The sequence below is a fragment of the Nocardioides sp. NPDC057577 genome, assembly GCF_042801335.1.
Classification (GTDB): Bacteria; Actinomycetota; Actinomycetes; order Propionibacteriales; family Nocardioidaceae; genus Nocardioides.
On sequence record NZ_JBHVGB010000041.1, the window covers coordinates 1 to 23,434 of the forward strand.

Annotated in this window: 29 protein-coding genes; 8 read left to right on the forward strand and 21 right to left on the reverse strand. The window is 70.1% G+C overall.

What is annotated here, in order from left to right; translation table 11 throughout:
- Nucleotides 1-157: 157 nt before the first annotated feature.
- From rplT to ACFU7D_RS11085, 4 genes are all read right to left on the reverse strand, one after another.
- Nucleotides 158-541, reverse strand: a complete 384-nt coding sequence (rplT, locus tag ACFU7D_RS11070) for a 50S ribosomal protein L20 (RefSeq protein ID WP_141804418.1) — start codon at nucleotides 539-541, stop codon at nucleotides 158-160.
- A gap of 46 nt (nucleotides 542-587) precedes the next feature.
- Nucleotides 588-800: a 50S ribosomal protein L35 gene (locus ACFU7D_RS11075; protein WP_141804417.1), complete on the reverse strand. Its 213-nt coding sequence runs from the start codon at nucleotides 798-800 to the stop codon at nucleotides 588-590.
- 67 nt (nucleotides 801-867) lie between these two features.
- Nucleotides 868-1,611: a translation initiation factor IF-3 gene (infC, locus tag ACFU7D_RS11080; protein ID WP_378730347.1), complete on the reverse strand. Its 744-nt coding sequence runs from the start codon at nucleotides 1,609-1,611 to the stop codon at nucleotides 868-870.
- A gap of 280 nt (nucleotides 1,612-1,891) precedes the next feature.
- Nucleotides 1,892-2,386: an SseB family protein gene (locus ACFU7D_RS11085; protein WP_378866934.1), complete on the reverse strand. Its 495-nt coding sequence runs from the start codon at nucleotides 2,384-2,386 to the stop codon at nucleotides 1,892-1,894.
- 88 nt (nucleotides 2,387-2,474) lie between these two features.
- Between ACFU7D_RS11085 and ACFU7D_RS11090 the strand changes: the two genes are divergently transcribed.
- Nucleotides 2,475-2,939, forward strand: coding sequence for a hypothetical protein (locus tag ACFU7D_RS11090; RefSeq protein WP_378866937.1), 465 nt, complete (start codon nucleotides 2,475-2,477; stop codon nucleotides 2,937-2,939).
- 59 nt (nucleotides 2,940-2,998) lie between these two features.
- On the forward strand, nucleotides 2,999-3,499 hold the full coding sequence (locus ACFU7D_RS11095) for a uridine kinase (protein ID WP_378866940.1): 501 nt from the start codon (nucleotides 2,999-3,001) through the stop codon (nucleotides 3,497-3,499).
- Nucleotides 3,500-3,524: 25 nt separating this feature from the next.
- On the opposite strand, the gene ACFU7D_RS11100 is transcribed toward ACFU7D_RS11095, so the two are convergent.
- The 5 genes from ACFU7D_RS11100 to ACFU7D_RS11120 all read right to left on the reverse strand — a co-directional run bounded on the left by ACFU7D_RS11100 (nucleotide 3,525) and on the right by ACFU7D_RS11120 (nucleotide 8,594).
- The gene (locus ACFU7D_RS11100) at nucleotides 3,525-4,472 is read right to left on the reverse strand and encodes a TauD/TfdA dioxygenase family protein (RefSeq protein WP_378866943.1); all 948 of its coding nucleotides are present in this window, start codon (nucleotides 4,470-4,472) and stop codon (nucleotides 3,525-3,527) included.
- A gap of 30 nt (nucleotides 4,473-4,502) precedes the next feature.
- A complete protein-coding gene (locus ACFU7D_RS11105; protein ID WP_378866946.1) occupies nucleotides 4,503-5,411 on the reverse strand; it encodes an ABC transporter permease in 909 nt (302 codons plus the stop codon).
- Entirely contained in the window at nucleotides 5,404-6,633 is a 1,230-nt protein-coding gene (locus ACFU7D_RS11110; RefSeq protein ID WP_378730335.1) for a glycine betaine/L-proline ABC transporter ATP-binding protein, read from the reverse strand. The genes ACFU7D_RS11105 and ACFU7D_RS11110 overlap by 8 nt, the downstream gene beginning before the upstream one ends.
- A complete protein-coding gene (locus tag ACFU7D_RS11115) occupies nucleotides 6,633-7,589 on the reverse strand; it encodes an ABC transporter substrate-binding protein (protein ID WP_378866949.1) in 957 nt (318 codons plus the stop codon). Before ACFU7D_RS11115 ends, ACFU7D_RS11110 begins: the two co-directional genes overlap by 1 nt.
- A gap of 129 nt (nucleotides 7,590-7,718) precedes the next feature.
- Nucleotides 7,719-8,594, reverse strand: coding sequence for a LysR family transcriptional regulator (locus tag ACFU7D_RS11120; protein WP_378866952.1), 876 nt, complete (start codon nucleotides 8,592-8,594; stop codon nucleotides 7,719-7,721).
- A 59-nt stretch (nucleotides 8,595-8,653) separates the two neighbouring features.
- Here ACFU7D_RS11120 and ACFU7D_RS11125 point away from each other — a divergent pair, with 59 nt between their 5' ends.
- The 3 genes from ACFU7D_RS11125 to ACFU7D_RS11135 are packed head-to-tail and all read left to right on the forward strand — an operon-like array spanning nucleotide 8,654 to nucleotide 11,639.
- Nucleotides 8,654-9,559: an aldose 1-epimerase family protein gene (locus ACFU7D_RS11125; RefSeq protein WP_378866955.1), complete on the forward strand. Its 906-nt coding sequence runs from the start codon at nucleotides 8,654-8,656 to the stop codon at nucleotides 9,557-9,559.
- Nucleotides 9,556-10,194 (forward strand): heme ABC exporter ATP-binding protein CcmA, encoded by a 639-nt coding sequence (ccmA, locus tag ACFU7D_RS11130; protein ID WP_378866958.1) that lies wholly within the window; start codon nucleotides 9,556-9,558, stop codon nucleotides 10,192-10,194. Before ACFU7D_RS11125 ends, ccmA begins: the two co-directional genes overlap by 4 nt.
- Nucleotides 10,191-11,639 carry a DUF6297 family protein gene (locus tag ACFU7D_RS11135; RefSeq protein WP_378866960.1) on the forward strand — a complete coding sequence of 483 codons (1,449 nt, stop codon included), beginning with the start codon at nucleotides 10,191-10,193 and terminating at the stop codon, nucleotides 11,637-11,639. The genes ccmA and ACFU7D_RS11135 overlap by 4 nt, the downstream gene beginning before the upstream one ends.
- 3 nt (nucleotides 11,640-11,642) lie before the next feature.
- On the opposite strand, the gene ACFU7D_RS11140 is transcribed toward ACFU7D_RS11135, so the two are convergent.
- The 4 genes from ACFU7D_RS11140 to ACFU7D_RS11155 all read right to left on the reverse strand — a co-directional run bounded on the left by ACFU7D_RS11140 (nucleotide 11,643) and on the right by ACFU7D_RS11155 (nucleotide 14,541).
- Nucleotides 11,643-12,857, reverse strand: coding sequence for an SGNH/GDSL hydrolase family protein (locus ACFU7D_RS11140; protein WP_378866963.1), 1,215 nt, complete (start codon nucleotides 12,855-12,857; stop codon nucleotides 11,643-11,645).
- A gap of 91 nt (nucleotides 12,858-12,948) precedes the next feature.
- Entirely contained in the window at nucleotides 12,949-13,416 is a 468-nt protein-coding gene (locus ACFU7D_RS11145; protein ID WP_378730321.1) for a PH domain-containing protein, read from the reverse strand.
- Nucleotides 13,400-14,269 (reverse strand): ATP phosphoribosyltransferase, encoded by an 870-nt coding sequence (gene hisG, locus ACFU7D_RS11150; RefSeq protein ID WP_378866966.1) that lies wholly within the window; start codon nucleotides 14,267-14,269, stop codon nucleotides 13,400-13,402. The genes ACFU7D_RS11145 and hisG overlap by 17 nt, the downstream gene beginning before the upstream one ends.
- Nucleotides 14,270-14,277: 8 nt before the next feature.
- The gene (locus tag ACFU7D_RS11155; protein ID WP_008359350.1) at nucleotides 14,278-14,541 is read right to left on the reverse strand and encodes a phosphoribosyl-ATP diphosphatase; all 264 of its coding nucleotides are present in this window, start codon (nucleotides 14,539-14,541) and stop codon (nucleotides 14,278-14,280) included.
- Nucleotides 14,542-14,648: 107 nt separating this feature from the next.
- Between ACFU7D_RS11155 and ACFU7D_RS11160 the strand changes: the two genes are divergently transcribed.
- A complete protein-coding gene (locus ACFU7D_RS11160) occupies nucleotides 14,649-14,903 on the forward strand; it encodes a helix-turn-helix domain-containing protein (protein WP_378866969.1) in 255 nt (84 codons plus the stop codon).
- The gene (locus ACFU7D_RS11165; RefSeq protein WP_378866972.1) at nucleotides 14,900-15,520 is read left to right on the forward strand and encodes a hypothetical protein; all 621 of its coding nucleotides are present in this window, start codon (nucleotides 14,900-14,902) and stop codon (nucleotides 15,518-15,520) included. The genes ACFU7D_RS11160 and ACFU7D_RS11165 overlap by 4 nt, the downstream gene beginning before the upstream one ends.
- 22 nt (nucleotides 15,521-15,542) lie before the next feature.
- Here ACFU7D_RS11165 and ACFU7D_RS11170 read toward each other — a convergent pair whose 3' ends face one another.
- The 4 genes from ACFU7D_RS11170 to ACFU7D_RS11185 form a co-directional block, all read right to left on the reverse strand.
- Nucleotides 15,543-16,076 (reverse strand): gamma carbonic anhydrase family protein, encoded by a 534-nt coding sequence (locus tag ACFU7D_RS11170; protein ID WP_378866975.1) that lies wholly within the window; start codon nucleotides 16,074-16,076, stop codon nucleotides 15,543-15,545.
- Nucleotides 16,077-16,087: 11 nt separating this feature from the next.
- Nucleotides 16,088-17,134, reverse strand: coding sequence for a cation diffusion facilitator family transporter (locus tag ACFU7D_RS11175; RefSeq protein WP_378866978.1), 1,047 nt, complete (start codon nucleotides 17,132-17,134; stop codon nucleotides 16,088-16,090).
- Nucleotides 17,131-17,487, reverse strand: a complete 357-nt coding sequence (locus tag ACFU7D_RS11180; protein ID WP_378730301.1) for an ArsR/SmtB family transcription factor — start codon at nucleotides 17,485-17,487, stop codon at nucleotides 17,131-17,133. The genes ACFU7D_RS11175 and ACFU7D_RS11180 overlap by 4 nt, the downstream gene beginning before the upstream one ends.
- 76 nt (nucleotides 17,488-17,563) lie before the next feature.
- Entirely contained in the window at nucleotides 17,564-18,805 is a 1,242-nt protein-coding gene (locus ACFU7D_RS11185; RefSeq protein ID WP_378866981.1) for a DUF222 domain-containing protein, read from the reverse strand.
- A 456-nt stretch (nucleotides 18,806-19,261) separates the two neighbouring features.
- On the opposite strand from ACFU7D_RS11185, the gene ACFU7D_RS11190 reads away from it, so the two are divergent.
- Entirely contained in the window at nucleotides 19,262-19,873 is a 612-nt protein-coding gene (locus tag ACFU7D_RS11190; RefSeq protein ID WP_378866984.1) for a class I SAM-dependent methyltransferase, read from the forward strand.
- A 51-nt stretch (nucleotides 19,874-19,924) separates the two neighbouring features.
- Here ACFU7D_RS11190 and ribH read toward each other — a convergent pair whose 3' ends face one another.
- The 4 genes from ribH to ribD are packed head-to-tail and all read right to left on the reverse strand — an operon-like array spanning nucleotide 19,925 to nucleotide 23,356.
- Nucleotides 19,925-20,407 (reverse strand): 6,7-dimethyl-8-ribityllumazine synthase, encoded by a 483-nt coding sequence (gene ribH / locus ACFU7D_RS11195; RefSeq protein ID WP_378866987.1) that lies wholly within the window; start codon nucleotides 20,405-20,407, stop codon nucleotides 19,925-19,927.
- Nucleotides 20,404-21,690, reverse strand: coding sequence for a bifunctional 3,4-dihydroxy-2-butanone-4-phosphate synthase/GTP cyclohydrolase II (locus ACFU7D_RS11200; protein ID WP_378730292.1), 1,287 nt, complete (start codon nucleotides 21,688-21,690; stop codon nucleotides 20,404-20,406). The genes ribH and ACFU7D_RS11200 overlap by 4 nt, the downstream gene beginning before the upstream one ends.
- A complete protein-coding gene (locus ACFU7D_RS11205; protein ID WP_378866990.1) occupies nucleotides 21,687-22,283 on the reverse strand; it encodes a riboflavin synthase in 597 nt (198 codons plus the stop codon). Before ACFU7D_RS11205 ends, ACFU7D_RS11200 begins: the two co-directional genes overlap by 4 nt.
- Complete coding sequence (ribD, locus tag ACFU7D_RS11210; RefSeq protein ID WP_378867014.1) at nucleotides 22,283-23,356, reverse strand: bifunctional diaminohydroxyphosphoribosylaminopyrimidine deaminase/5-amino-6-(5-phosphoribosylamino)uracil reductase RibD; 1,074 nt, start codon at nucleotides 23,354-23,356, stop codon at nucleotides 22,283-22,285. Before ribD ends, ACFU7D_RS11205 begins: the two co-directional genes overlap by 1 nt.
- Nucleotides 23,357-23,434 lie beyond the last annotated feature (78 nt).

Sequence of the window (23,434 nt, forward strand, 5' to 3'; positions counted from 1 at the left end):
GGGGAAAGGAACTGCTTGCTAGACGTTCGCGGCGGCATTTTCCCGCCATGGCGGGAGAATGCCGCCAAGTCGAACGGTCCCGAGCACGCAGCGACGCCCGCCTCCGCTGATGCGTCGACGGGCGTCCCTACGAGATCTAACTCAGCCGAGATCTGGCTCAGGCGTTCGCCGGGGCGTTGACGTCCTCCGGCAGCGCAGCCTTGGCCTGGGCGACGATCGCGTTGAACGCGGCCACGTCGTTGACGGCGAGCTCGGCGAGGATCTTGCGGTCGACCTCGATGCCGGCCAGGTTGAGACCCTGGATGAAGCGGTTGTAGGTCATGCCCTCGGCACGCGCGGCGGCGTTGATCCGCTGGATCCACAGCTTGCGGAAGTTGCCCTTGTTCTTGCGGCGGTCGTTGTAGGCGTAGACCAGCGAGTGGGTGACCTGCTCCTTCGCCTTGCGATAGAGGCGCGAGCGCTGGCCACGGTAACCGGAGGCCCGCTCGAGGGTGGTGCGACGCTTCTTCGCAGCGTTCACTGCGCGCTTGACGCGTGCCATTTCAGTGCTCCTTGAATGCTCTGGGGAAAGTTCGGGTGATCAGCGGTCAGAGACCGAGCAGCTTCTTCGCGCGCTTGACGTCGGCGGGGGCGAGCTCCACCAGACCGGCGTTGCGACGGTGCTTCTTGCGCGAGCCGGTCGTCGGCGCGGAGGCGAACGCAGCGCCGGACTTGCGGCCGGCCTGCAGGCGCTGGATCTTCCCGGAACCGGTCACCTTGAAGCGCTTCTTGGAACCGGAGTGGGTCTTGTTCTTCGGCATAGTTCTTCCTTCTCTCGTCGTCCGGCCGGTCACGGGGCGCCGCGGCGGCGGAAGTCAGTGGATCGACTCAGAGGTCGATGTCGGGGTCGAGGTTCTCCGAGCGGCGCTTGGGCTTGGGAGCCGACACCGGGCGGGAGGCGTTCGCGGCCGTACGCTCCGCCTTCTCGGCGGCCTCGTCGGCGGCGCGCTCGGCGGCCTTCTCCTCCTTGGCCTCCTTGGCCTCGACCTTGGCGTCGGCCTTCTTCTTGTGGGGGCCGAGCACCATGATCATGTTGCGGCCGTCCTGCTTCGGCGAGGACTCGACGAAGCCCAGCTCCTGGACGTCGTCGGCCAGCTGCTGCAGCAGGCGGAAGCCGAGCTCGGGACGGTGCTGCTCACGACCACGGAACATGATCGTGATCTTGACCTTGTCCCCAGCGTTGAGGAACCGCACGACGTGACCCTTCTTGGTCTCGTAGTCGTGCTTGTCGATCTTCGGACGAAGCTTCATCTCCTTGATGATCACGTTCGTCTGGTTTCGACGGGCTTCACGGGCCTTCTGGGCGTTCTCGTACTTGAACTTCCCGTAGTCCATGAGCTTGCAGACCGGCGGCTTGCCCTGCGGGGCGATCTCGACCAGGTCGAGGTCGGCCTCCTGGGCCAGGCGCAGCGCGTCAGGGGTCGGCACGATGCCGACCGTCTCTCCGTTGGGACCAACGAGGCGGACCTCGGGAACCCGGATCCGGTCGTTGATACGAAGCTCAGTGCTGATGTGTCCTCCAGTTGTTGTGGCTGCGGAGGCTCTGGATCTCGGTTTCCGGGCCGCGTGCACGGGCGGTCCGGAAATCAAAAAAGGCTTCCGCTGGATTGTCACAAGCGGAAGCCAGTCAGGACGCTCACCCACGATCGGGCTCGCACCACCGAATCCATAGACCCATGAACTTCTGGGACACTGTCTTCGGGACCGGACCCGACGACCTCTGTTGCTGGGCGGTCGATGCGGGTGGGAGAACGCTGTCGTGATCTCCGCTTGTTGGATCGAACCGACGGCGTACGTCGGCTGATCGGTCAACACGGAACACTACTGCAACATTCCCCGCGGTGCCCAATCCTTAGGGCCGCACCCAGGCCGTACGCGGCCCGACGGTCGCCAGCTGCCAGCCCTCGGCGACCTTCTGCAGGTCATCGCCCTCGATCGCGAACGGGACCGGACCGGCGAGATCGAGCACGAGGGCATCGGCGCCGTCGTGGACGGCGGCCTGGGCCGCATCGCGCAGCGAGACCGGTACCGGGCGGGCGTCGGCCTGCCACGCCTGCAGCGGCGCGGTGCCGGTGAACCCGAGCAGCGCCTGCCGGCCGTCGGCGCCGGTGAGCAGCACGGTGGCCATGTCGGAGGACTTGTCGTGGGCCAGACCGGCATCGTCGACCTCGACCTCGCCCAGCACCGCGACGACCGGGACGAGTACCCGGGCGGAGGCGAGCGTGGTGAGCACGTCGGCGTGGGTGGCCTGACCCGCGGCGTACGACCTCATCACGGACGCGACCTCGGGGCTGGTCTCGCCGGTGTCGCCGGGAAACGCAGTGCCGAGGAGTCGCTTGTCGTTCATCGACTCCATTGAACCTCAGCCGAAGATCAGGGCCGATATCGGGGACAGTCCGGGTGCCGGACGACCGGGACGGTGGAAGACTGTGGGCATGGACCAAGGCGCCTACCTCGCACTAGCCGCAGCGCTCACCGTTCTGGGCGCGATCTGGACCTGGGTCGCGTTCCGACGGCGCGGCCTCGGAGCCGGCGTGAGGGCCTTCGGGTGGACGCTGCTCGCCCCGGCGGCCTACCTGACCGGGCTGCTGCGCGCCGGCAGCCGGATCGTCGACGCGATCGGCGACTGGGCCGCACGCCTGGTCTTCAGCCCGACCGTCTGGATCGGGTTCGGCCTCGCCGCGATCGCGATCGTGCTGATCTTCGTCTCCCGCCTCCTGCCCACCAAGGAGAAGCCGAGCCGAGCAGCCCGGAAGGGGGCCGCCGGCGCAGCGCCCGCGGGCTCGGCCGGCCCGGCCTCGGTCGCGGCTCCGAGGACAGCCAAGGGCCCGGCGGTCGACGACGATGACGAGGACATGGCCGACGTCAACGACATCTTGAAGAAGTACGGCATCTCCTGACGTTGACCGACTCCACTGATCGCTTCGGCCAGCCGGCCGCCGATCTACTCACGATCGCGATGAGCCGTCCAGCCACACTCGGTCCCGGACGGCTGATCTGCATCGACGGCCCCGCGGGCTCAGGAAAGACGACGCTGGCCGCATCCCTGGCCGAGATGACCCGAGCCCCGGTGATCCACATGGACGACCTGTACGCCGGCTGGGACGGTCTCGCCGACGGCATCGCCCAGCTCGAGACGATCCTGCTCCCCCTCGTCGAGGGAGCCCCCGGCTCCTACCGCCGCTACGACTGGCACGCACGCGAGCACACCGAGACCGTGCTGGTCCCCCCGAGCCCGCTGCTCGTCATCGAGGGTGTCGGCAGCGGCGCCGCGGCGTACGACGGCTTCCGCACCGCCCTCGCCTGGGTCGACGCACCCGAGGAGGAGCGCAAGCGACGCGGCATCGACCGCGACGGCGACACCTTCGCACCCCACTGGGACGCCTGGGCGGCCGCAGAGGCCGAACACTTCACCGCGGACCTGACCATGGCCCGCGCCGACGTGGTCGTGACGACCTAGACCCCGCTGGTCAAGCCAGCGGAGGTCAGGAGATCAGCTCGTCCAGCCGGCTGTAGGCCCGCGCGTCACCTTGGAGGACCTCCGAGCGCCGCCCGTCGACCGAGACCGGTACGTCACCCGCGACCGTGACCCGGCGCATCTCGCGCGGGTGATGGTCGAAGTCGGCGACCGCGTAGTGCTGGGTGGCCCGGTTGTCCCACATCGCCACGTCACCGGGCTGCCAGGCCCAGCGGATGGTGTTCTCGAGCTTGGTGACCCGGTCCTGGAGCAGGTTGAAGAGGTGGACCGACTCGGTGGAGGTGAGCCCGTCGAACTCCTTGACGAAGCTGCCCAGGACCAGCGACCGCTCCCCCGTCTCGGGGTGCACGCGGACGACCGGGTGCCGGGTCTCGAAGTGGATCGAGGCGAAGTCGTCGCGGGAGTAGTTGGCGTCGGGCTGCTCGTGCTCCTCGTCGCGCTGGGCGTAGTCGTAGGAGTTGGTGTGCACCGCCCAGAGCGCGTCGGCCAGTGCCCTCAGCGGCACCGGGAGCCGGTCGTAGGCGGCCACGGTGTTCGCCCAGATCGTGGTCCCACCGTAGGGCGGCAGGGTGACCGCGCGCAGCACCGAGATCGCCGGGACCCGATCCACGAAGGTGACGTCGGTGTGCCACGCGTTGGCCGCCATCCCGGCGTTCGCGGTGACCCTCAGCACCCGCCCGGAACCGGTGTTGACCGTCGGGTGCGCGGTCGTCAGCTCACCGAACCGGGCCGCGAAGGCGCTCTGCGCCTCGTCGGTGAGCCCGTCCTGGCTCCGGAAGAAGAGCACCTTGTGGCGCAGCAGGGCGTTGCGTACGTCCTGGATCTGGGTGTCGTCTGCCTCGGCCAGGTGCAGGCCCTCGATGACGGCGCCGATCCGGGCGCCGGCGCGGCGGATCCGTACGCCCGAGGTCGTCTCGACGACGTCCGCGGGCCGGTGCAGCTCGGTGATGGTCACGTTCGTTCTCCTCCGATCGGGGATTGCGGGTCAGGCGGGGGTGAGCTCGGGCTCGGCGGTCCTCACGTGGGCGCCGCGACCGCGGCCCAGCTTCGGCCACCACGACGGCACCAGGCCACGCTGGCCACCGAGCGCAGCCGAGACCCGGTCGAGGTAGATCGCGATCACGACGACGGCCAGACCGCCCTCGATCGAGGCACCGATCTGCAGGCCCTGGACGGCGTTGACGACCACTCCACCGAGGCCCGAGCCGCCGACCAGGCCGGCCACGACGACCATCGAGAGGGCCAGCATGATCACCTGGTTCACCCCCGTCATGATCGACTCGCGCGCCAGCGGGAGCTGGACCTCGCGCAGGATCTCCCAGCGGCCGGCGCCGAAGGCGGTGGCCGCCTCGACGGTCTCGGGGTCGACCTGGTTGATCCCGAGCTGGGTGAGCCGGACCGCGGGCGGCAGCGCGAAGACGATCGTGGCGACCAGACCGGGCGCGTCACCTACGCCGAAGAAGAGGATCGTCGGCAGCAGGTAGACGAAGACCGGCAGCGTCTGCATCAGGTCGAGGATCGGCCGCAGCGCGGCCCGCAACGGTGGCGAGAAGGCCGACCAGATGCCCAGCGGGATGCCGATCACCAGCGCGACGAGCGCCGCCACGAGCACCGAGGTGGTGGTCTGCATCGTCTCGTACCACAGGTCCATCGACTCGATCAGGAGCAGCCCGGCGGTCAGCACCAGGGTCAGCACGACCTGGCGGGTGACGACCAGCGCGATCACGGCGAGCACGATGATCATCGCGATCGGCGGCAGCCCGCCGAGCACGTTGTAGACCATCCGGAGCAGGAAGTTCAGCGCTTCCTTGATGCCGTCGAAGAACGGACCGAGGTTGTCGGTGAGGAAGTTGATGATGTTCTCGCCGATGTCGCCGATGTGAAGATCAGGCATGGGCCACCTCCGCGGCCTCGTCGTTCACGGTGGAGAGCGCCGAGAGGATCGCGCCCCGTGGCACCACGCCGCGCAGCCTGCCGTCCTCGTCGAGGACGGTGACGGGCACGACCTGGCGGCCAGCCAGATGCATGAAGTCGCCGATCACGTCGCTCTCCTTGACCTGGTGGAAGTCCTCGCCCAGCGCGCCGTGGACGCTCGTGGCGCCGCGGCGGGTCAGGCTCACCAGCCGGTCGTCGGTCACGACACCCAGCAGCCTGTCGTCCGCGCCGGTCACGAAGGCACCGGTCACCTCGTTCTCTCCCAGCCTGCGCAGCGCGTCGTGAGGCGTGATGTCCTCGGGGAGCACGAGGCGAGCCGGCCGGATCAGGTCGGCGGCGCTGAGCACGCGGGCCCGGTCGACGTCGGAGACGAACTCGCTGACGTAGTCGTCGGCGGGATGCGCCACGATCTCGGGTCCGGGGGCGAGCTGGATGACCCGTCCCTCGCGCATCACCATCACCCGGTCGCCGATCCGCATCGCCTCGTTGAGGTCGTGGGTGACGAAGACCGTGGTGCGCTGATCCTGGGCCTGGAGCTCGACCAGCAGGTCCTGCATGTCGCGCCGGATCAGCGGGTCCAGCGCCGAGAACGGCTCGTCCATCAGCAGGATCGGCGGGTCCACCGCCAGCGCGCGGGCCAGACCCACCCGCTGCCGCATGCCGCCGGAGAGCTCGTGTGGGAACTTGTCGCCGCGCCCACCCAGGCCGACCCGGTCGAGGGCGGCGTCGGCCTTCTCGAGGCGCTCCGGCTTCGCGATGCCGCGTACCTTCAGGCCGTACGCCGCGTTCTCCCGCACCGTCCGGTGCGGGAAGAGCGAGAAGTGCTGGAAGACCATGCCGATGCCGTTGTTGCGGAGCTCGCGCAGCCGCTGATCGGAGACCTTGGTGATGTCCTCGCCGTCGATCAGGAGCTCGCCGGCGCTGGGCTCGTTGAGCCGGTTGATCATCCGCAGCACGGTCGACTTGCCCGAGCCGGACAGGCCCATGACGACGAACATCTCCCCCTTGGCGATCTCGAAGTCGATCTCGTGGGCGCCGAGATAGCCGCCCGCGGCGGCGGCCGCCGCGCGTGGGTCCTGGGCGGCCAGCGCCCGCTCGGCCTGTCTCCTGCCGAGCCCATAGACCTTGCTCAGCCCTCGCCCGACGATCGCGGGCTCGGCGGTGTGGTTCGTCTCGCTCATCAGATCTCCGCCTTCTCGCCGTCGGCGTCCTCGACCCCGTCGAGGAACTCGGCGACTCTGTCGGGGTTGTCGTCGATCCACGCCTCGGCGATGTCGGCGAGCTCCTTCCCGGACTTGTCGTGGTCGTAGTAGAACTGGCCGGCCTCGTCGGTGGTGAAGGTCAGGTTCGCGAGGAGCTCGGCGATCTCCGGGTTGTCGTCCTCAAACCCCTTGCGGGTGACGGTGCGGATCTCACCGGCCCCGCCCCAGACCTTGTCGGGGTCCTCGAGGAAGGCAGCGTCGAACTGCACGGTCATCCAGTGCGGGCTCCAGCCGAGGAAGACGATCGGCTGGCCGGCCTTCTGCGACTTCTCGACCTGGGCGAGCATCGCCGGGGTGCCGCTGGCGACCAGCTTCCAGTCCCCCAGGCCGTACGCGTCCTCGTCGATCGCCTTCTGGATCGTCTCGTTGCCCGGGGAGCCGGCCTCGATGCCGTAGATCTTCTTCCCGAACCTCGCGGCGTTGGCGTCGAGATCGGCGAGCGAAGCGATCCCGAGCTCTTCGGCGACGTCGCCGGGGATCGCCGGGGCGTACTCGGTGCCCTTCACGATCGTGGAGAGCACCTCGACGTCGCCTTCGTCGATCGGGTCGCCGAAGCTGGGCTCCTGCGAGGGCCACCAGTTGCCGAGGTAGGCGTCGATCTGGCCCGAGGAGACCGCGGTCGCCGCGTTCTCGACGGACAGGTTCTTCTTGATGCTCGCGTCGTAGCCGAGCTCCTGGAGGATCTGGACGGCGATCTCGTTCTCGACCTGGAGGTCGACCCACGGCTGCTCGGCGAGGACCACCGAGTCCTCGGCTCCCCCGGAGTCGCTCTGGGCGAAGCCGTCACGCTCGCTCGCGGTCGTGCAGGCGGTCAGGGTGCCGGCTGTCGCCACGATGGCGAGGGCTGCCACGGCAAGGCGTTGGGGGCGGCGCATGCGTGCTCCATCCAATCGGTTCATATATGTCTAACACACTAGACATTGACCTTTCGGGTGTTCCAGCACGTCCGCGCGCTGAGCAAGACCAGGATCGAGATGCTGCGATAGAGAGTCTCTATATCTCGGTCAGAGATCGGTGAGGTCCTGAGCCAGCGCGACGAACTGCTCGACCAACGCGTCGCCGCGTTCCTCCAGCCACACCAGGGACACGCTCACCCGGGCCACCGGGACGAGCGGCACGATCTGTGCGCCGGCCCGCGACGCCGCTCCGGCCATGCCCTCGGTCAGCACCGCCACCCCCGCCCGTGCCAGCACCAGCGGGATGATCGAGGCGACGTGTGCCGTCTCGATGGCGACCTCGGTGGGCAGGCCGGCCGCCTCGAGACGGGCATCGAGGAACGTACGCAGCGCCGTGCCGGCCGGCGTCGCGATCAGGCCGATCTCGGCGAGCTCCTCGATCCGGACCTCCTCCGGTGCCTCGCCCGAGGGCGGCAGGACCGCTACGAGCTCGTGCTCGGCGAGCCGGTGCGAGCCGAACGGGCCGTGCGGCGTCGCGCCGTCGATCAGCCCCACGTCCGCCTCGCCCTTGCGCACTTGGTCCAGGACGTCGGATCGGTGCTGCGGGTCGGTGACGACCACCTGCGCGGCGGGCTGGATCCGCCGGAACTCGGCCAGCACCGGCACCAGCGGCTCGACCGCCCACACCGTGCTGGAGGTGATCCGCAGCCGGCCGAACCCCTCGTCCGAGACCGACCGCACCGCGCCCGCGGCGAGCTCGAAGCCGCGTACGACCCGGCGGGCCGGACCGAGCAGCGCCGACCCCGCCGGGGTGAGCCGCACGCCCCTGCCGTGGCGCTCGAAGAGCGGACCGCCGAGCTCCCGTTCGAGCCCCCGCACGGCGTACGACAACGACGGCTGGGCGACGTGGAGCCGCGCCGCGGCGCTGGTGAAGCTGCCCGCCTCGGCGATGGCGAGGAAGAACTCCAGCTGTCGTCGCTCCATGGCCCGAGGCTAACCCGACCGGTCACCGGGCGTACCGGCCACCTCGATAGCCTGTGAGCGTGCTGAGACCGAGTGGAGAGCAGTTCACGATCGACGGCGGGGGCTACTCCGCGACGGTGACCGAGAGTGGCGGCGCGCTGCGCCTGCTGTCCTACGAGGGGCGGGAGCTGATCGCGGGGTTCGGCGACGAGGAGCAGTCCAGCGGCGGCAAGGGTCAGCTGCTGGCGCCGTGGCCCAACCGGGTCCGCGACGGCCGCTACGAGTTCGGCGGGAAGACCTATCAGCTCGGGGTCACCGAGGTCGCGCGCAACAACGCCTCCCACGGGCTGGTGCGCTGGGCGCAGTGGCTGCCCATCGAGGAGGCCAAGAGCTCGATCACCCTGGCCACCCGGTTGATGGCACAGAGCGGCTACCCGTGGACGCTCGACCTCGAGGTGACGTACGCCATCGGTCCCGACGGGCTCACCGTGACCCAGGCGGCGACCAACCACGCCGACTCCCCCGCGCCCTACGCCGTCGGCGCCCACCCCTATCTCACCGCCGGCGCCGGCCCGGTCAATACCTGGACGCTCACCCTCCCGGCGCGGACCCGGCTGCTCTCCGACCCCGAGCGCAAGCTGCCCACCACGAGCGAGCCGACGGCCGGCACCGACTACGACTTCACCTCCGCCAAGCCTGTCGGCGACGTCGTCCTCGACCACGCCTTCACCGACCTCGACCGCGGCGAGGACGGACGGGCGACGGTCACCGTCGTCGGCCCCGACGGGGGCGTCGCGCTCTGGGTCGACGAGCGCCATCCGTGGCTGATGGTCTACAGCGCCGACGACCAGTCACCCGCACGCGGCGGTCTCGCCGTCGAGCCGATGACCGCTCCCCCGGACGCGTTCAACTCCGGCACCGACCTGATCGCGCTCGCCCCCGACGAGCGCCTCGAGGTCACCTGGGGCATCACCGCGGTCCGATGACCCTGCTGAAGGTCTCCGGGCTCAGCAGGTCCTACGGCGAGCATGCCGTCCTCGACGGACTCGATCTGACCCTCGAGCCCGGACAGGCGATCGCCCTCACCGGGGCGAACGGGTCCGGGAAGTCGACCCTGCTGCGCTGCGTCGCCGGCGTCGACGAGCCGACGACCGGCGAGGTGCTGCTCGACGAGAAGGCGTACGACGAACGCTCCGCGCAGGTGCGCCGGGACGTCGCCACCCTCCTCGACGACCTGGACCTCTTCCCCGACCTCGCGGTCGTCGAGCATCTCGACCTCCTCGCCCACGCCCACCGGGTCGAGGACCCCACGGGCACGGTCGACCGTGTGCTCGAGGAGGTGGGCCTGATCGACCAGGCGAGCCAGCTGCCCGGCTCGCTCTCCTCGGGCCAGCGTCAACGCCTCGCCCTGGCGTCGCTGCTGGTGCGACCGCGGCGGCTCCTCCTGCTCGACGAGCCCGAGCAGCGGCTCGACGCCGAGGGCGTCCACTGGCTCGCCGGACTGCTCGCACGCGAGAAGGAGGCCGGCGTCGGGATCCTGTTCGCCAGCCACCATCCGGCCGTCGTCGAGGCCGTGGCCGACGAGGTCGTACGCCTCGGATCCTCGCCCGACATCGCATGACCACCGACGCCCCGACACCCGCCGAGATCCGCGGGCTGATCCGATCCTGGCGTCGCGGCCGGGTGACGGCACCCTGGGGAGAGATGCTCTACCAGGCATACCTCGGCCTGCTCACCGTCCTCGTCTACGGCTCCGGGCTGGTGAGCGCGGTGATCAACGCCGGGCAGGCCGTCGCGGCGTGCACCGGCGAGACGTGCGTCGGGACGCGCACCGCAGGACCGGTTCTCGTCGTGCTGATCTGGCTGGCGCTGGGTGCCGCGGTGCTTCGGCTCCTGGGGCCGCTCATGGCGTCTCCGGCGACCTCGGCGATGGTGCTCTCGACACCGGTGGACCGCGGACGGTGGTTGCGGCGCCAGTACTGGACCATGCTGGTGCTCGCCGCCGTGGCCGCGGCGGCCCTGGCGGCCCTCGCAGCGGTGACGGCGGGATGGCCGTTGATCACGGTCGGCGCCCTGGCACTGACCGCGGCCGCGCTGGCGTCGATGACGTACGCGGCCGGGGCCGTGGCCCAGTCACGAACCCGCTCGGTCTGGCGGATGATCGGGCCGATCGCCGCCCTTGCGGCCCTCGCCACCCTGGCAGGCGTGGCCGCCGGGATCACGAGCGGGTTCGCACCGCCCGCCGGCGAGCGGTGGTGGCTGGCACCCGCTGCGACGGCGCCGCTCGCCGGTACGGTGGCCGCGCTCGGTCACCGCCGCCTCGGCGGGCTCCGTCGCCGTGACCTCACCCGTGGGCACGGGTTGGCGAACGGGCTCTCCGGTGCGCTCGCCGGGCTCGACACCGCTCTGGCCTACGACGTCGTCCTTCAGCACACCAGCGGGCAGCGCGCTGTCGTTCGGCCCCGGCGTCCGCGCGGGCCCAAGGGGCCGCTGGCGCTGGTCACGGCCGACGTCATCAGGCTGGGCCGGACACCGCTGCGCGTGCTGGTCCTGGCGGCCGCGGTCCTGCCGGCGTACGCGCTCGAGGCGGCCGGGGCCGGCGCCCTGACCGTGCCGGTCATGGTCGTGATCGGGTTCTGGGCCGCTGTCCCGTTCGGCGCCGGCGTGCGGGTCCTGTCGCGCTCGAGCGGGCTCGTGCGGCTGTTGGGTGCCAGGTCCTGGCAGCTCCGGCTCGGGGCGCTCGTCGTGCCGACGGCCCTGCTGGTGACGTACGGCCTGGGCTGTCTGTGGGCACTGCCGCATCCGCTGCTGGCGCCCGCTGTCGGCCTCGGCGCACTGGCGGCGTGGACCCGGTGGCTGTCCGCGCCGCCACCGGACTACGCCTCGGTCATGGTCTCGACGCCGATGGGTGCCATGCCGGTCACGCTGTTCATCAATGCGGCACGAGGCTTCGACATCGCCGGGCTGGTGAGCATCCCGACGCTGTTCGCCCCTGACGCGGCCGGGGCCACGATCTCGCTGGCGCTGTCGGCGATCACTCTCGCGGTCCTCGTCGGCCGGCGCTGACCCTCAGCGGTCACACTCCAGCAGCCCGAGGTCGAACGCATCGGCCATCGCCGCGTAGCCGGCGTCGCCGGGATGGAGGTGGTCCCCGGAGTCGTAGGCGGGCAGGAACCGCGCCGGTCGCGCGGGGTCTCGCGTGGCCGCGTCGAAGTCGACGACGCCGTCGAACTCACCGGAGGTCCGGATCCACTCGTTGACTGCGAGCCGCACCCGGTCGCGCGCGGGGGTGTAGCGGCTGCCGCCCTCGAACGGGGTGAGGCTGGCGCCGACGACGCACACGTCCTCGGCATGCGCCTGGGCGATGAGATCGCGGTAGGCCTGGATCAGGTCGGAGGCCTCGTCGGCGTCGTCCCAGCGGATGTCGTTGATCCCCGCCAGCAGCACGACCGTCGAGACGCCGGGCTGGTCCAGGGCGTCTCGCCGGAAGCGGTCCAGACCGCGCTGGCCACCGGTCGAGTCGGCGAGGACGCGGTTGGCGGAGATGCCCTCGTTCATCATCGCGAACCGGCCGGCGAACGAGCTCGCCGCCACCCGGTCGGCCAGCACGTCGGGGTAGCGCCGGTCGGCGCCGACCGTGGAGCCGTTGCCGTCGGTGATCGAGTCGCCGAAGAGCACCACGGTCTTGACGCGGCGCGGCTTCTCGACGACGACACTCTCGACCCAGTACCAGCTGGAGATCTCCGTGGTGAACGCCGCACCCGACTCCTCGCCGGCCACGTCCGCGCCCGCCGTCCCGGAGACGTAGGAGGTCTGCGTGGCCACGTCGTGCCCGGTGATCGGGCCGCTCTCGCCGACGACGTGGAAGCTCACCGCGAGGGTCGTATCGGCCGGCACCGCAGCCTCGATCGGGTCGCTGAGCACCTCGGTGCCGGGGGCGACGGTGACCTCCTCGGCGCCGTCGAAGGTCAGCTGCCGGTTCGTGCCGGACACCACCGCGGCACCGTCACCGGCCAGACCCAGGTGTGCCGAGGCGAAGGTCACCGGACGGTCGCCGAACGCGTTGGACAGGGTGATGCGTACGCCGGAGCCACCCAGCGAGGTGTGCACCAGGTTGCGCACCGACCGGTCCGCCAAGCCGGCGGCGCCGGTCTGACCGCCCACCTCGTCGGCCGAGGCACCCCAGGTGCCGACCGGGTGCACCGGCGCGGCCTGGGCCGGCACCGTCGAGGCCAGGGTGAGCACCGCCGCCAGCACGGCGATGGCACGAGTCCATGTGATCACGCAGACACGCTAGGACGCTGCGGGCGTGGCTATCAGCAGTTCCGGCGAGGATTCCCCGAAGCGTAGTAAACGGTTCGCCGCAGGGTCGCTGCTAGGACAGCTCTTCGGCCAGCGCGCGCAGCGTGCGGACAGCCTTCTTCGACGAGCCTCCGTCGGAGGCCTGGATGCCGAGCGCGGAGATGTTGTGGCCCGAGGCCAGGTCGATGTTGGGCCACGGCGCGCCGCGAGGGAAGTTGATCGCGAGGACCTCGGCCCACTCCAGATCACGGCGCTTGAAGCCGTTGACGACGGTCAGGCCGTCGGTGCGGGCGACGACCCGCGACCTGGTCAGCGCGTACACGCAGGTCACGATCCCGAGGCCCACGGCGCCGAAGGTGAGCCGCTCGAACATGGTCACCTGGGCCTTGATCTCGGGCGTGAAGCCGACCCAGACCATCGTGCACATCACCGCGAGAGCCGCGACGAGGAACCAGCCCATGACGCGCGCCCCGAGCGGGCGCCAGGTGTGCGGCAGCTTCACCGGTCGCTCAGCTGCGGTGGGGTCAGATCCGGCAGGCATTGATCTCCGTCAGCAGGATCGCGCGGGCACCCACGGCGTACAGGTCGTCCATCAGCTTCTGCGAGCCCTTGCTCGGCACCATCGCGCGGACGGCGACCCAGCCCTCGCGGTGCAGCGGGCTGACCGTCGGACCCTCGAGACCGGGCGTCATCGCGGAGGCCTCGGCGAGGAACTCGGCGCGGATGTCGTAGTCCATCATCACGTAGCTGCGCGCGATCAGGACGCCGTCGAGGCGGCGGCGGAAGGTCTCGTACGCAGCCCCCAGCTGGGCGCCCGAACGCGTGATCACCACGGCCTCGGAGTGCATGATCGGCTCACCGAAGATCTCCAGGCCGGCCTGGCGCATCGTGGAGCCGGTCTCGACCACGTCGGCGATCGCGTCGGCGACACCGAGCTGGATCGAGGTCTCCACGGCGCCGTCGAGACGGGTCACGCTCGCGTCGATCCCCTCGCGCTCGAGGAAGGCCGAGACGACCCCGACGTAGGAGGTCGCGATCCGCTTGCCGCGCAGCTCCTCGATCGCGGTGAAGTCGCCGGCACGGCCCGCGAAGTGGAACCGCGAGCGGCCGAAGCCGAGCCCGACGACCTCGTCGGCCTTGGCGCCGGAGTCGAGGAGCAGGTCGCGGCCGGTGATGCCGATGTCGAGGGTGCCCTCGCCGACGTAGAGCGCGATGTCGCGCGGGCGCAGGTAGAAGAACTCGACGCCGTTCTCCTCGTCGATGAGGGTCAGGCGCTTGGAATCCTCGCGCTGGCGGTAGCCCGCCTCGCGCAGGAGCTCGGAGGCCGCGACGGAGAGCGAGCCCTTGTTGGGCACGGCGATCCGGAGCATGTCGGTCGGATTGTTGTCAGGCATGGGGTTCCCTACAGGTGTGAGTAGACGTCGTCGATCGAGATGCCGCTGGCGAGCATGAGCACCTGAGCGTGGTAGAGCAGCTGGGAGATCTCCTCCGCGGTCGCTTCCTTGCCCTCGTACTCGGCCGCCATCCAGGACTCGGCGGCCTCCTCGACCAGCTTCTTCCCGATCGCATGGACCCCGGCGTCGAGCTGTGCCACGGTGCCGGATCCTTCAGGTCGGGTCCGGGCCTTCTCACTCAGCTCGGCCCAGAGCTCGTCGAACGTCTTCACGAGCGTCAACACTAGGCCGTACGCGACCCGGCCCCCGAATCGTCTCACCGAATCCATAGCAGTTCTGCTATGGACAGGCATAGCAGAACTGCGATACCTTCGGTTTCATGAGCATCGACGACGAGGACACCGCGTTCTACGTCGGGATCGCCACCCAGGTCACCGAGCACCGGGTCGCGCGGGGCCTGTCCCAGCGCGAGCTCGCCGAGCTCTGCGGGACGACCCAGTCGGCGATCGCTCGACTGGAGTCCGGCTCCCGCCCACCCAAGATCGACACCCTTCTCCGGGTGGCTGCCGCCCTCGACTGCCGTCTCGAGGTCGGCTTCCACGCCCGCACCCGAGCCCACAGGAGCACGCCATGAAGACCACCATCTCCGCCGACGAGGTCGAGTCGACCCGCAGCGAGCGGTTCCTGGCGGTCGCACTGACCGCCTTCCTGCTCGTCGGCACCGTCTGGTTCTACGTCAAGGTGGCCGGCTGGTGGCCGCTCTACATGGACTGGGACCAGTGCAACAACGGCGAGACGGCGTGTGAGATACCCGGTCATGAAGCGATGCAGATCGGCTTCCGCCTCGGCTTCGTCATCCTGCTCTGCCTGGTCGGATTCTGGGTCCTCTACCGGCTGCGACGCAGCGGCTCGCGCTTCCTTCCGCTCGGCTTCGCCCTCGCCGCGACCGGCGTGATCATGGCCCTGGTCTTCGCCTTCCACTACACCTTCGAGTACGCCGACTTCGGGCCGCTCATCCTGTCGCTGCTCGGCGCCGCGGCCACCGTCGGCGTGTTCGTCGCCGTCCAACGGCTCCTGGCCAAGCGGATCCCGGCCATGCGCGTCCGCAAGGGAGACTGCCCCTACTGCGGCTATCCGGTCCGCGGCAAGCACTGCGAGGGCTGCGGCCGCGAGACCATCGCCCCGTGCTCGACCTGCGAGGCCGACCGCCGGGTCGGCACGCTCCACTGTGTGGAATGCGGCGCCGACTGAACCCTCAACCTCAGGGTCAGGGTTAGCCCTGCACCGGGCGTACGGTCGCCCGGTGCAGCTTCATGAACTCGACGTAGCCCGGCGCGTTGAGCTCCAGGATCGCGGCGGGGTTGGTGCCGGGCTCGATCGTGCCGCGGGTCTTGGCCGGGACACCCATGACCAGCGAGTGGTCCGGGATCTCGGTCCCCTCGACCACCATCGCGCCGGCCGCGACCAGGCAGCCGTCACCGATGACGACGGAGTCGGAGACCACCGCCCCGTTGCCGATCAGCGACCCGGTCCCGATCCGGTCGCCGTGCACGACGCAGCCGTGGGCGATGGTGCTGTGCGGCCCCATCTCGAGCGAGGATCCCGGGCGTACGTGCAGCACCGAGTTGTCCTGCACGTTGGAGCCCTCGCCGATGACGATCGGCCCGACGTCGGCGCGCAGCACCGCGCCGTACCAGACGCTGGCGTTGGGCCCGAGGCGTACGTCACCGATCAGCGTCGCCGTCGGCGCCACCCAGGCGTCGGGATGGATCTGCGGACTCTTGCCGTCGAACTCGAAGATGTTCATCGACGCAGATCCTAGGCGTGCGCGCCGTCGGGGCTGACGTGGAGGACCACGCTGGTCAGCCGCGGCAGTGCCTCCAGGAGGTGCTCCTCAGCGTGGTGGGCGATGTCGTGGCCGGCGGAGACCGGGAGGTCGGCGGACACGGTGATGTCACCGTCGGCGTGGAGGGTGTGCCCGATCCACCGCAGCCTCAGGCTGCGGACCTCGAGCACGCCGTCGACCGTGCCGACCGCCTCCCTTGCCCTGCGGACGTCATCAGGGGTGACCGCGTCCATCAGCCGGGCGCCGACCTGCTTGAGCGCCGAGCGCAGCACTCCGAGGATCGCGACCGCGATCAGCAGCCCGATCAGCGGGTCGGCCCACGGCATCCCGACCGCGACTCCGGCAGCACCGAACACCACGGCCAGCGAGGTGAAGCCGTCCGTACGCGCGTGGAGCCCGTCCGCGACCAGGGCGGCCGAGCCGATCTGACGGCCCACCCGGATCCGGTAGCGCGCGACGATCTCGTTGCCGCAGAACCCGACTACCCCCGCCGCCGCGACCGCCCAGACGTGCTCGACCTCGCGCGGATGGAACAACCGGTCGACGGCCTCCCAGCCCGCCAGGATGCTGGAGAGAGCGATCATCGCCACGACGAACAGCCCGGCCAGGTCCTCGGCCCGACCGTACCCATAGGTGAACCGGTCGTTGGCCGGGCGCCGCGCCAGCCAGAACGCCACCAGCAACGGCACCGCGGTCAGCGCGTCGGCGACGTTGTGGAGCGTGTCCCCCAGCAGGGCCACCGAGCCGGTCAGACCGACGACGACCGCCTGGATGCCAGCCGTCAGCGCGAGGACACCGAGGCTGATCCACAACGCCCTGCGGCCCCGTACGTCCGCCTCGAGGGCTTCGTCGACCTGATCCGCGGCATCGTGGGAGTGCGCTCCGAAGACGTCCGAGACCGCATGGCGGAAGCGGGCCCATCCTCCGTCGTGCGCATGCCCGTGCCCATGACCGTGCCCGTGCCCATGACCATGGCCTTGGCCTTGGTCGTGTCGGTGATCGTGCAGCGTGTGGGTCATGCCGACTCGTCCCCCGACCGGTGGTGCGCCGGGACCTGGTCCAGCAGATGCTCGACGTGACCGATCGTGTCGAGGACCAGCTGGCGCACGTGTCCGTTCTCCACGCGGTAGAGCACCGAGGTCCCCTCCTTCCGCGTGGTCACCAGCCGCGCCATCCGCATCTTCGCCAGATGCTGCGAGACCCCCGGCACCGGCTTCTCCAGCATCCCGGCGAGCTCGGAGACCGACCGCTCCTCGTCCAACAACAGCCCCGCCACCTGCAGGCGCGTGGGATCGGCCAGCATCCGCAGCACCTCGACGGCAAGAGTGACGACGTCATCCCCCCACACCGGAGGTTGCGTATTTGCATGCATGCGCAAATTGTAGCGCTAACTGATTCCGAGGATCTCTCGGCTTCATCGAAGTGAGACGGACGCGCTGTTGACCGACCTATGTGCGTCTGGTGAAGCGGACATCGCCGTTGGGGAGGCGTTCGTGGAGGTAGGCGGTGTCGTGGGCGCGGTGGTGGTGATGGGAGCAGAGGAGGGCGGCGTTGTCGAGGTCGGTGGCGCCGTCTTGGGTCCAGGCGATCCAGTGGTGGGCCTCTGCCCAGGTGCCGGGGATGTCGCACCCTTCGGCCTCGCAGGTCGCTGACCGGAGCAGGAGGGCGCGGCGTTGGGCGGCGGTGAAGAACCGTTCCTTGCGGCCGAGGTCGAGGACTTCGGAGTCTCCCCCGAGGACGGCGGGGATGATGCCGGCGGTGCAGGCCAGGCGGCGGGCTTCGGCTGCGGTGATCGGGCTGCCGCCGAGGACTTGGGCGACCCCGGCCTGATTGCGGAGCTGATCGATATCGATCGTGACGATCACCGTGGTCGCGTCTCCACCGTGGATCGGGAGCCGGGCGGGGTCGAGGGTCTCCAGCAGCTGGCAGAACGCGAGCCCGAGCCGGCGGTCGTAGGGCAGGTACTCGCCGGTCTCGGTGCGGGTGCCGTCATCACGCCGGGGCGAGGCGAAGGCTTCCAGGTTGGTGGCCAACCGGTCGGCAGCCGCATCCGGAACCACCGCGGAGATCCGAGTGGTGCCGTCCCCGAGCCGCCGCATGGCCAGCCGGGTCTTCTTCCTTGCGTGGGCCTCCTCCGCGGCGAGCCGTTTGGCTTCTTCGGCCTCGGCGATCTCGGGGGCGATCAGGTCCAGGATCCGGCGCCCGAGGCGGCGTAGCCGGGTGGGGTCGAACTCGGTGGCGTAGGCGACCAGCGCCTCTTCGGCCTTCGTCTTGATCTCGGGGTCGAGGTCTCTGGGGAGGTCGTCGAGGGCGGCGACGATGACCTGGGCCTGGGCCGGGTTGCAGTCGCCACAGCGCATCGCTTCGGCGACCAGCGTGTAGGAACGGTCCAGTGCCTCGGCGAGACGGAGGTCGGCACGCAGGGTCTCGGGGCGTTGGTGGGTGTGGTGATGCAACCACGCCGCCACATCACGCGCGGCCGAGTCGGTGGCCACATCAGCAGCAACAGCGAGCACCCGGAGCTCGAGCTCGGCCAGCTGGGCCTTGGCGCGGGCGATCTCGAGCAGCGTGGCGGCCTTCTGGTCGGTGGCCATGAACGCCGGATTCGCCTCCGCGACCCCGCCCAGAGCGTTGGTGATCGCGACCACGGCCCCGAGCACGGGATGTTGGGGTTGTTGCAGCGTGGTCATCGAACGGTCACCTCCCGACGTACGAACTCTTCACACCCGCACACGGGTGTGTCCTGGTTCGCTGGTCTCGGAGGCCCGGCAGTACGGGCTATTACTTACCCTCGCAGCTCAGCGTGCACGCCCCTGGTTCCCCTGGATTACCCCTCACCCGTTGTGTCCCGGGTAGAAAGGCACGCCTCTTTGAGAGGTGGTCGGCCATCACGTGTACGCCTGCGCCGAGCCTACCACACGATGCAAGCCAAAGCCACGCAAAAGACTCGAAACCCAATCAGGGACAGATATCCCAAGCCGAAGCCGAACCGCCGCTGGAAGCCCGCAAGACAGGTAAATGGCACCCCACCCAGACACCCTGTCTTGAAATCTCCCAACCCAGACAACGTATTGGCCCCACCCACGCTGGAAGTCCGCACAGACCACGCAGCGCCCACCGCCGAATCCCGTTACCCTCTGTCACCGATGACCATGACCGAGATCGCCGCAGCCTACGACAGCCGCGCAGCCGAGTACATCGACCTGTTCGGAACGATCGACCAGCTCGCCGAGCGCGACCGCGAGACGATCACCACCTGGCGAGACGCCACGACCGGCCGCCTATTAGATGCCGGCTGCGGCCCGGGCCTCTGGAGCCAGGAACTCACCACCGGCGGCGTACGTGACGTGGTCGGACTGGATGCCTCGGCCGAGTTCGTCGCCGCCGCACGGGCGCGGTACCCAGACGTCAGCTTCCAGCGAGCCGACCTCGCGGCGATCCCCCTGAGCGACAGCTCGGTCGGCGGGATCCTGGCGTGGTACTCGATCATCCACACCCCGCCCACCGAGCTCCCCGCCATTCTGGCCGAGTTCGTGCGTGTGCTCACCCCCGGCGGATCGGCACTGGTCGGCTTCGTCGACGGCGATCCCGGCGAGGCGTTCGACCACGCGGTGCACACCGCCTACTACTGGTCGGCGGAGGCACTCACCGATCTGCTCGCCCCGCTCGGGTTCGTCGTCGAGCAGGCATCGACCCGGCAGGACCCGGGCGCCCGCCGACGCCAGGGCGATCTGGTGGCGACACTCAGCAGGTTGTGAAACTGAGAGTGACCTATAGGCCACTCTCAGCTTCACAACCTCCACGGCACCTCAGTAGTGGCGTACGCAGTCGCGCAGGGTGAGCGCGGTCTCCATGGCCGCCGCGGCGGCCTCGTAGCCCTTGTCCTCGCTGGATCCCTCGAGCCCAGCGCGGTCGAGCGCCTGCTCCTCGTTGTCGCAGGTCAGCAGGCCGAAACCGACCGGAACGACGTGGTCGATCGCGACCCGGTTCAGCCCGTCGGTGGCGGCCGAGCAGACGTAGTCGAAGTGGGGGGTGCCGCCGCGGATGACGACGCCCAGCGCGACGATGGCGTCATAGCCCGACTTGGCGAGCGCGGCCGCGGCGACCGGGAGCTCGAAGGCGCCCGGGACCCGAACGACCGTCAGGCCGCCGACGGCGGCGTCCTTCAGCGCCCGCTCGGCGCCGTTCAGCAGGCCGCCCATCACCTCGTCGTGCCAGCGTGCGGCCACGACGGCGACCCGCAGATCGCTCGCGTCGACGACCTCGGGGGTCGGGGCTCCCTTGCCACTCATCGGTTCTCCTCAGTCAGATCGCGCCCGGACAGATCGGGCAGCTCGTGACCCATGCGGTCACGCTTGGTCAGCAGGTAGGCGAGGTTGTGCTCGTTGGGTCGCGGGGTCAGCGGCACCCGCTCGGCGACCTCGACACCGTAGGCCTCGAGGTGGCTCACCTTCTCGGGGTTGTTGGTCAGCAGGCGCACCGAGTCGACCTTGAGGTCACGCAGGATCTGCGAGGCGGCGCCGTAGTGGCGCGCGTCGGCCGGCAGACCGAGGTCGAGGTTGGCGTCGACGGTGTCGCGACCGCCGTCCTGGAGCTGGTAGGCCTGCAGCTTGGCGAGCAGCCCGATCCCGCGGCCCTCGTGCCCGCGCAGGTAGACCACCACACCGCAGCCCGCCTCCGCGATCCGCGAGAGAGCCTCGCGCAGCTGCGGCCCGCAGTCGCAGCGCCGCGACCCGAAGACGTCCCCGGTCAGGCACTCCGAGTGCACTCGCGCGAGCACCGGGTCGCATCCGGCGATGTCGCCGTAGACCAGCGCGACGTGCTCGACCTGGTCGTCGATGGTGCGATAGCCGTAGGCGGTGAAGTCACCGAACTCGGTGGGCAGCCGGGTCGCCGCCTTGCGCTCGACCAGCACCTCCGTACGCCGCCGGTAGGTGACCAGGTCGGCGATCGAGATCATCGCCAGACCGTGCTCGTCGGCGAACTCCCGCAGCTGCGGGGCGCGCTGCATGGTGCCGTCGTCGTTGACCAGCTCGACCAGCGCACCGGCGGGCTCCAGACCGGCCAGCCGGGTCAGGTCGACCGCGGCCTCGGTGTGGCCGACCCGCACCAGCACTCCGCCCTCGCGTGCCCGCAGCGGGAAGACGTGCCCCGGCCGGGTCAGGTCCCCGGCCCCGGAGTGAGGGCCGGCGAGCAGCCGGGTCGTGAGCGCCCGGTCGGCGGCCGAGATGCCGGTCGAGACGCCCTCGCGGGCGTCCACCGAGACCGCGTACGCCGTCTGCTTGCGGTCCTCGTTGACCCGGGTCATCGGCGGCAGGTCGAGGGCGTCGAGCCGCTCCCCCGGCAGCGCCACGCAGATCACGCCGGAGGACCAGCGGATCGCGAAAGCCATCACCTCCGGGGTCGCCAGCTCGGCGGAGAAGATCAGGTCTCCCTCGTTCTCCCGGTCCTCGTCGTCGACGACCACGACCGGTTTCCCGGCCGCCAGGTCAGCGATCGCGTTCTCGACCGGATCCAGCCGGATCCCCACGTACTGCTCGGTGCCTGATGAATTCAATCCAGTCTCGATATTCACGGCCGAACCCCTCCCAGAAGCTTCTCGACGTGCTTGGCGATGATGTCGGTCTCGAGGTTGACCTCGTCGCCGACGGCCCGGAACCCCAGCGAGGTACGCGCCAGGGTCTCGGGGATGAGGCTGACCGTGAGCGCGTCCTCGGTCACCGAGACCACGGTGAGGCTGATCCCGTCGACCGCGATCGAGCCCTTCTCGACGACATAGCGCACGAGCTCCTCGGGGAGCGAGATCGTGACGACCTCCCAGTGCTCGCTGGGCTCGCGGGAGACGATGCGCCCGACGCCGTCGACGTGCCCCTGGACGATGTGCCCACCGAGCCGGGTGGCCGGGGTGACCGCGCGTTCCAGGTTGACCTGGTCGCCGGCCGAGAGCGCGTGCAGGCTGGTCCGCTTGAGCGTCTCCAGCATCACGTCGGCCGTCCACTCGTTCTCGCCGAGCGTGGCCACGGTCAGGCAGCAGCCGTTGACCGCGATGGAGGCTCCCAGCTCGGCGTCCGAGAGCACGGTGGCCGCGGTGATGGTCAGGCGTACGGCGTCGCCCTGGTCCTCGATCCCGGCGACGGTGCCGAGCTCCTCAACAATCCCGGTGAACATCACTGCTCCCCTCTGTATTGAATTTCTTGGGGTGGTTCCAAGACGAAACGGACGTTCGGCTCCTCGCCGGCGGCGGCTGGTGCGAGTACGTCGACAGAGCGCACCCGCGGCCGGAAGGCGTCGGAGATGGTGGTGATCCCGAGGTCGGCGACGGCCGAGCGGCCCGCGCCGAGCAGGAACGGGGCGACGTAGACGACGATCTCGTCCACGAGGCCCGCGGCCAGGAAGGCCGCGGCCAGCGTCGGCCCGCCCTCGAGAAAGACATGGCGGCGCTCGCGCTCCCACAGCTCAGCCAACGCCGAGCGCGGGTCGCGGGTGCGCAGGTGCAGCGAGGGCGCCTGGGCGTCGAAGATCCGGCGGTCCGCGGGGAGGTCGCGCTCCCCCATGACGACCCGCAGCGGCTGTACGCCGACCACCCGGTCCTCCAGGTCCCGAACCGTCAGCGCGGGGTCGTCGACCTCGACCGTGTTGGTCCCGACCAGCATCGTGTCGCTCAGCGCCCGCAGCTTGTGGGTGTCGAGTCGCGCGGCGCGCGAGGAGACCCAGCGCGAAGTGCCGTCGGCGGCGGCGCTGCGACCGTCGATCGTGGTGGCGAACTTCCAGGTGACGTAGGGGCGCTGCAGCTCGGCCGCGCGCGTCCAGACCCGGTTGAGCTCTCGGGACTCCGCGGCGTACAGGCCCTGCTCGACCTCGATCCCCGCCTCCTTCAACCGCTCCGCTCCCCCGGCAGCGACCGGGTTGGGGTCGGCCTGGGCGAAGACGACGCGGGCGACGCCGGCATCGATCAGCGCCTGCGAGCACGGGCCGGTGCGGCCGGTGTGGTTGCACGGCTCGAGCGTGACCACTGCGGTCGCCCCGCGAGCTGCTTCCCCTGCCTTCGCCAGCGCGTCGACCTCGGCGTGCGCGGTCCCGGGCCCGCGATGGAACCCCTCGGCGATCATCGACCCGTCCGGCCCCAGGAGTACGCAGCCCACCCGAGGGTTCGGATAGGTGGCAGGCCCCGGTGCGCCGATCGCAGCGGCCAGGTCCAGGGCGCGACGCATCGCCCCCGGCTCCGGGTCACGCTGGTCCAAGCACTTCATCTGATCCCCTCTGGTCCGTCTCGCGGACTCCGGGGTCAGGCTCGATACATCGCGCCGCACCCTGTCGAA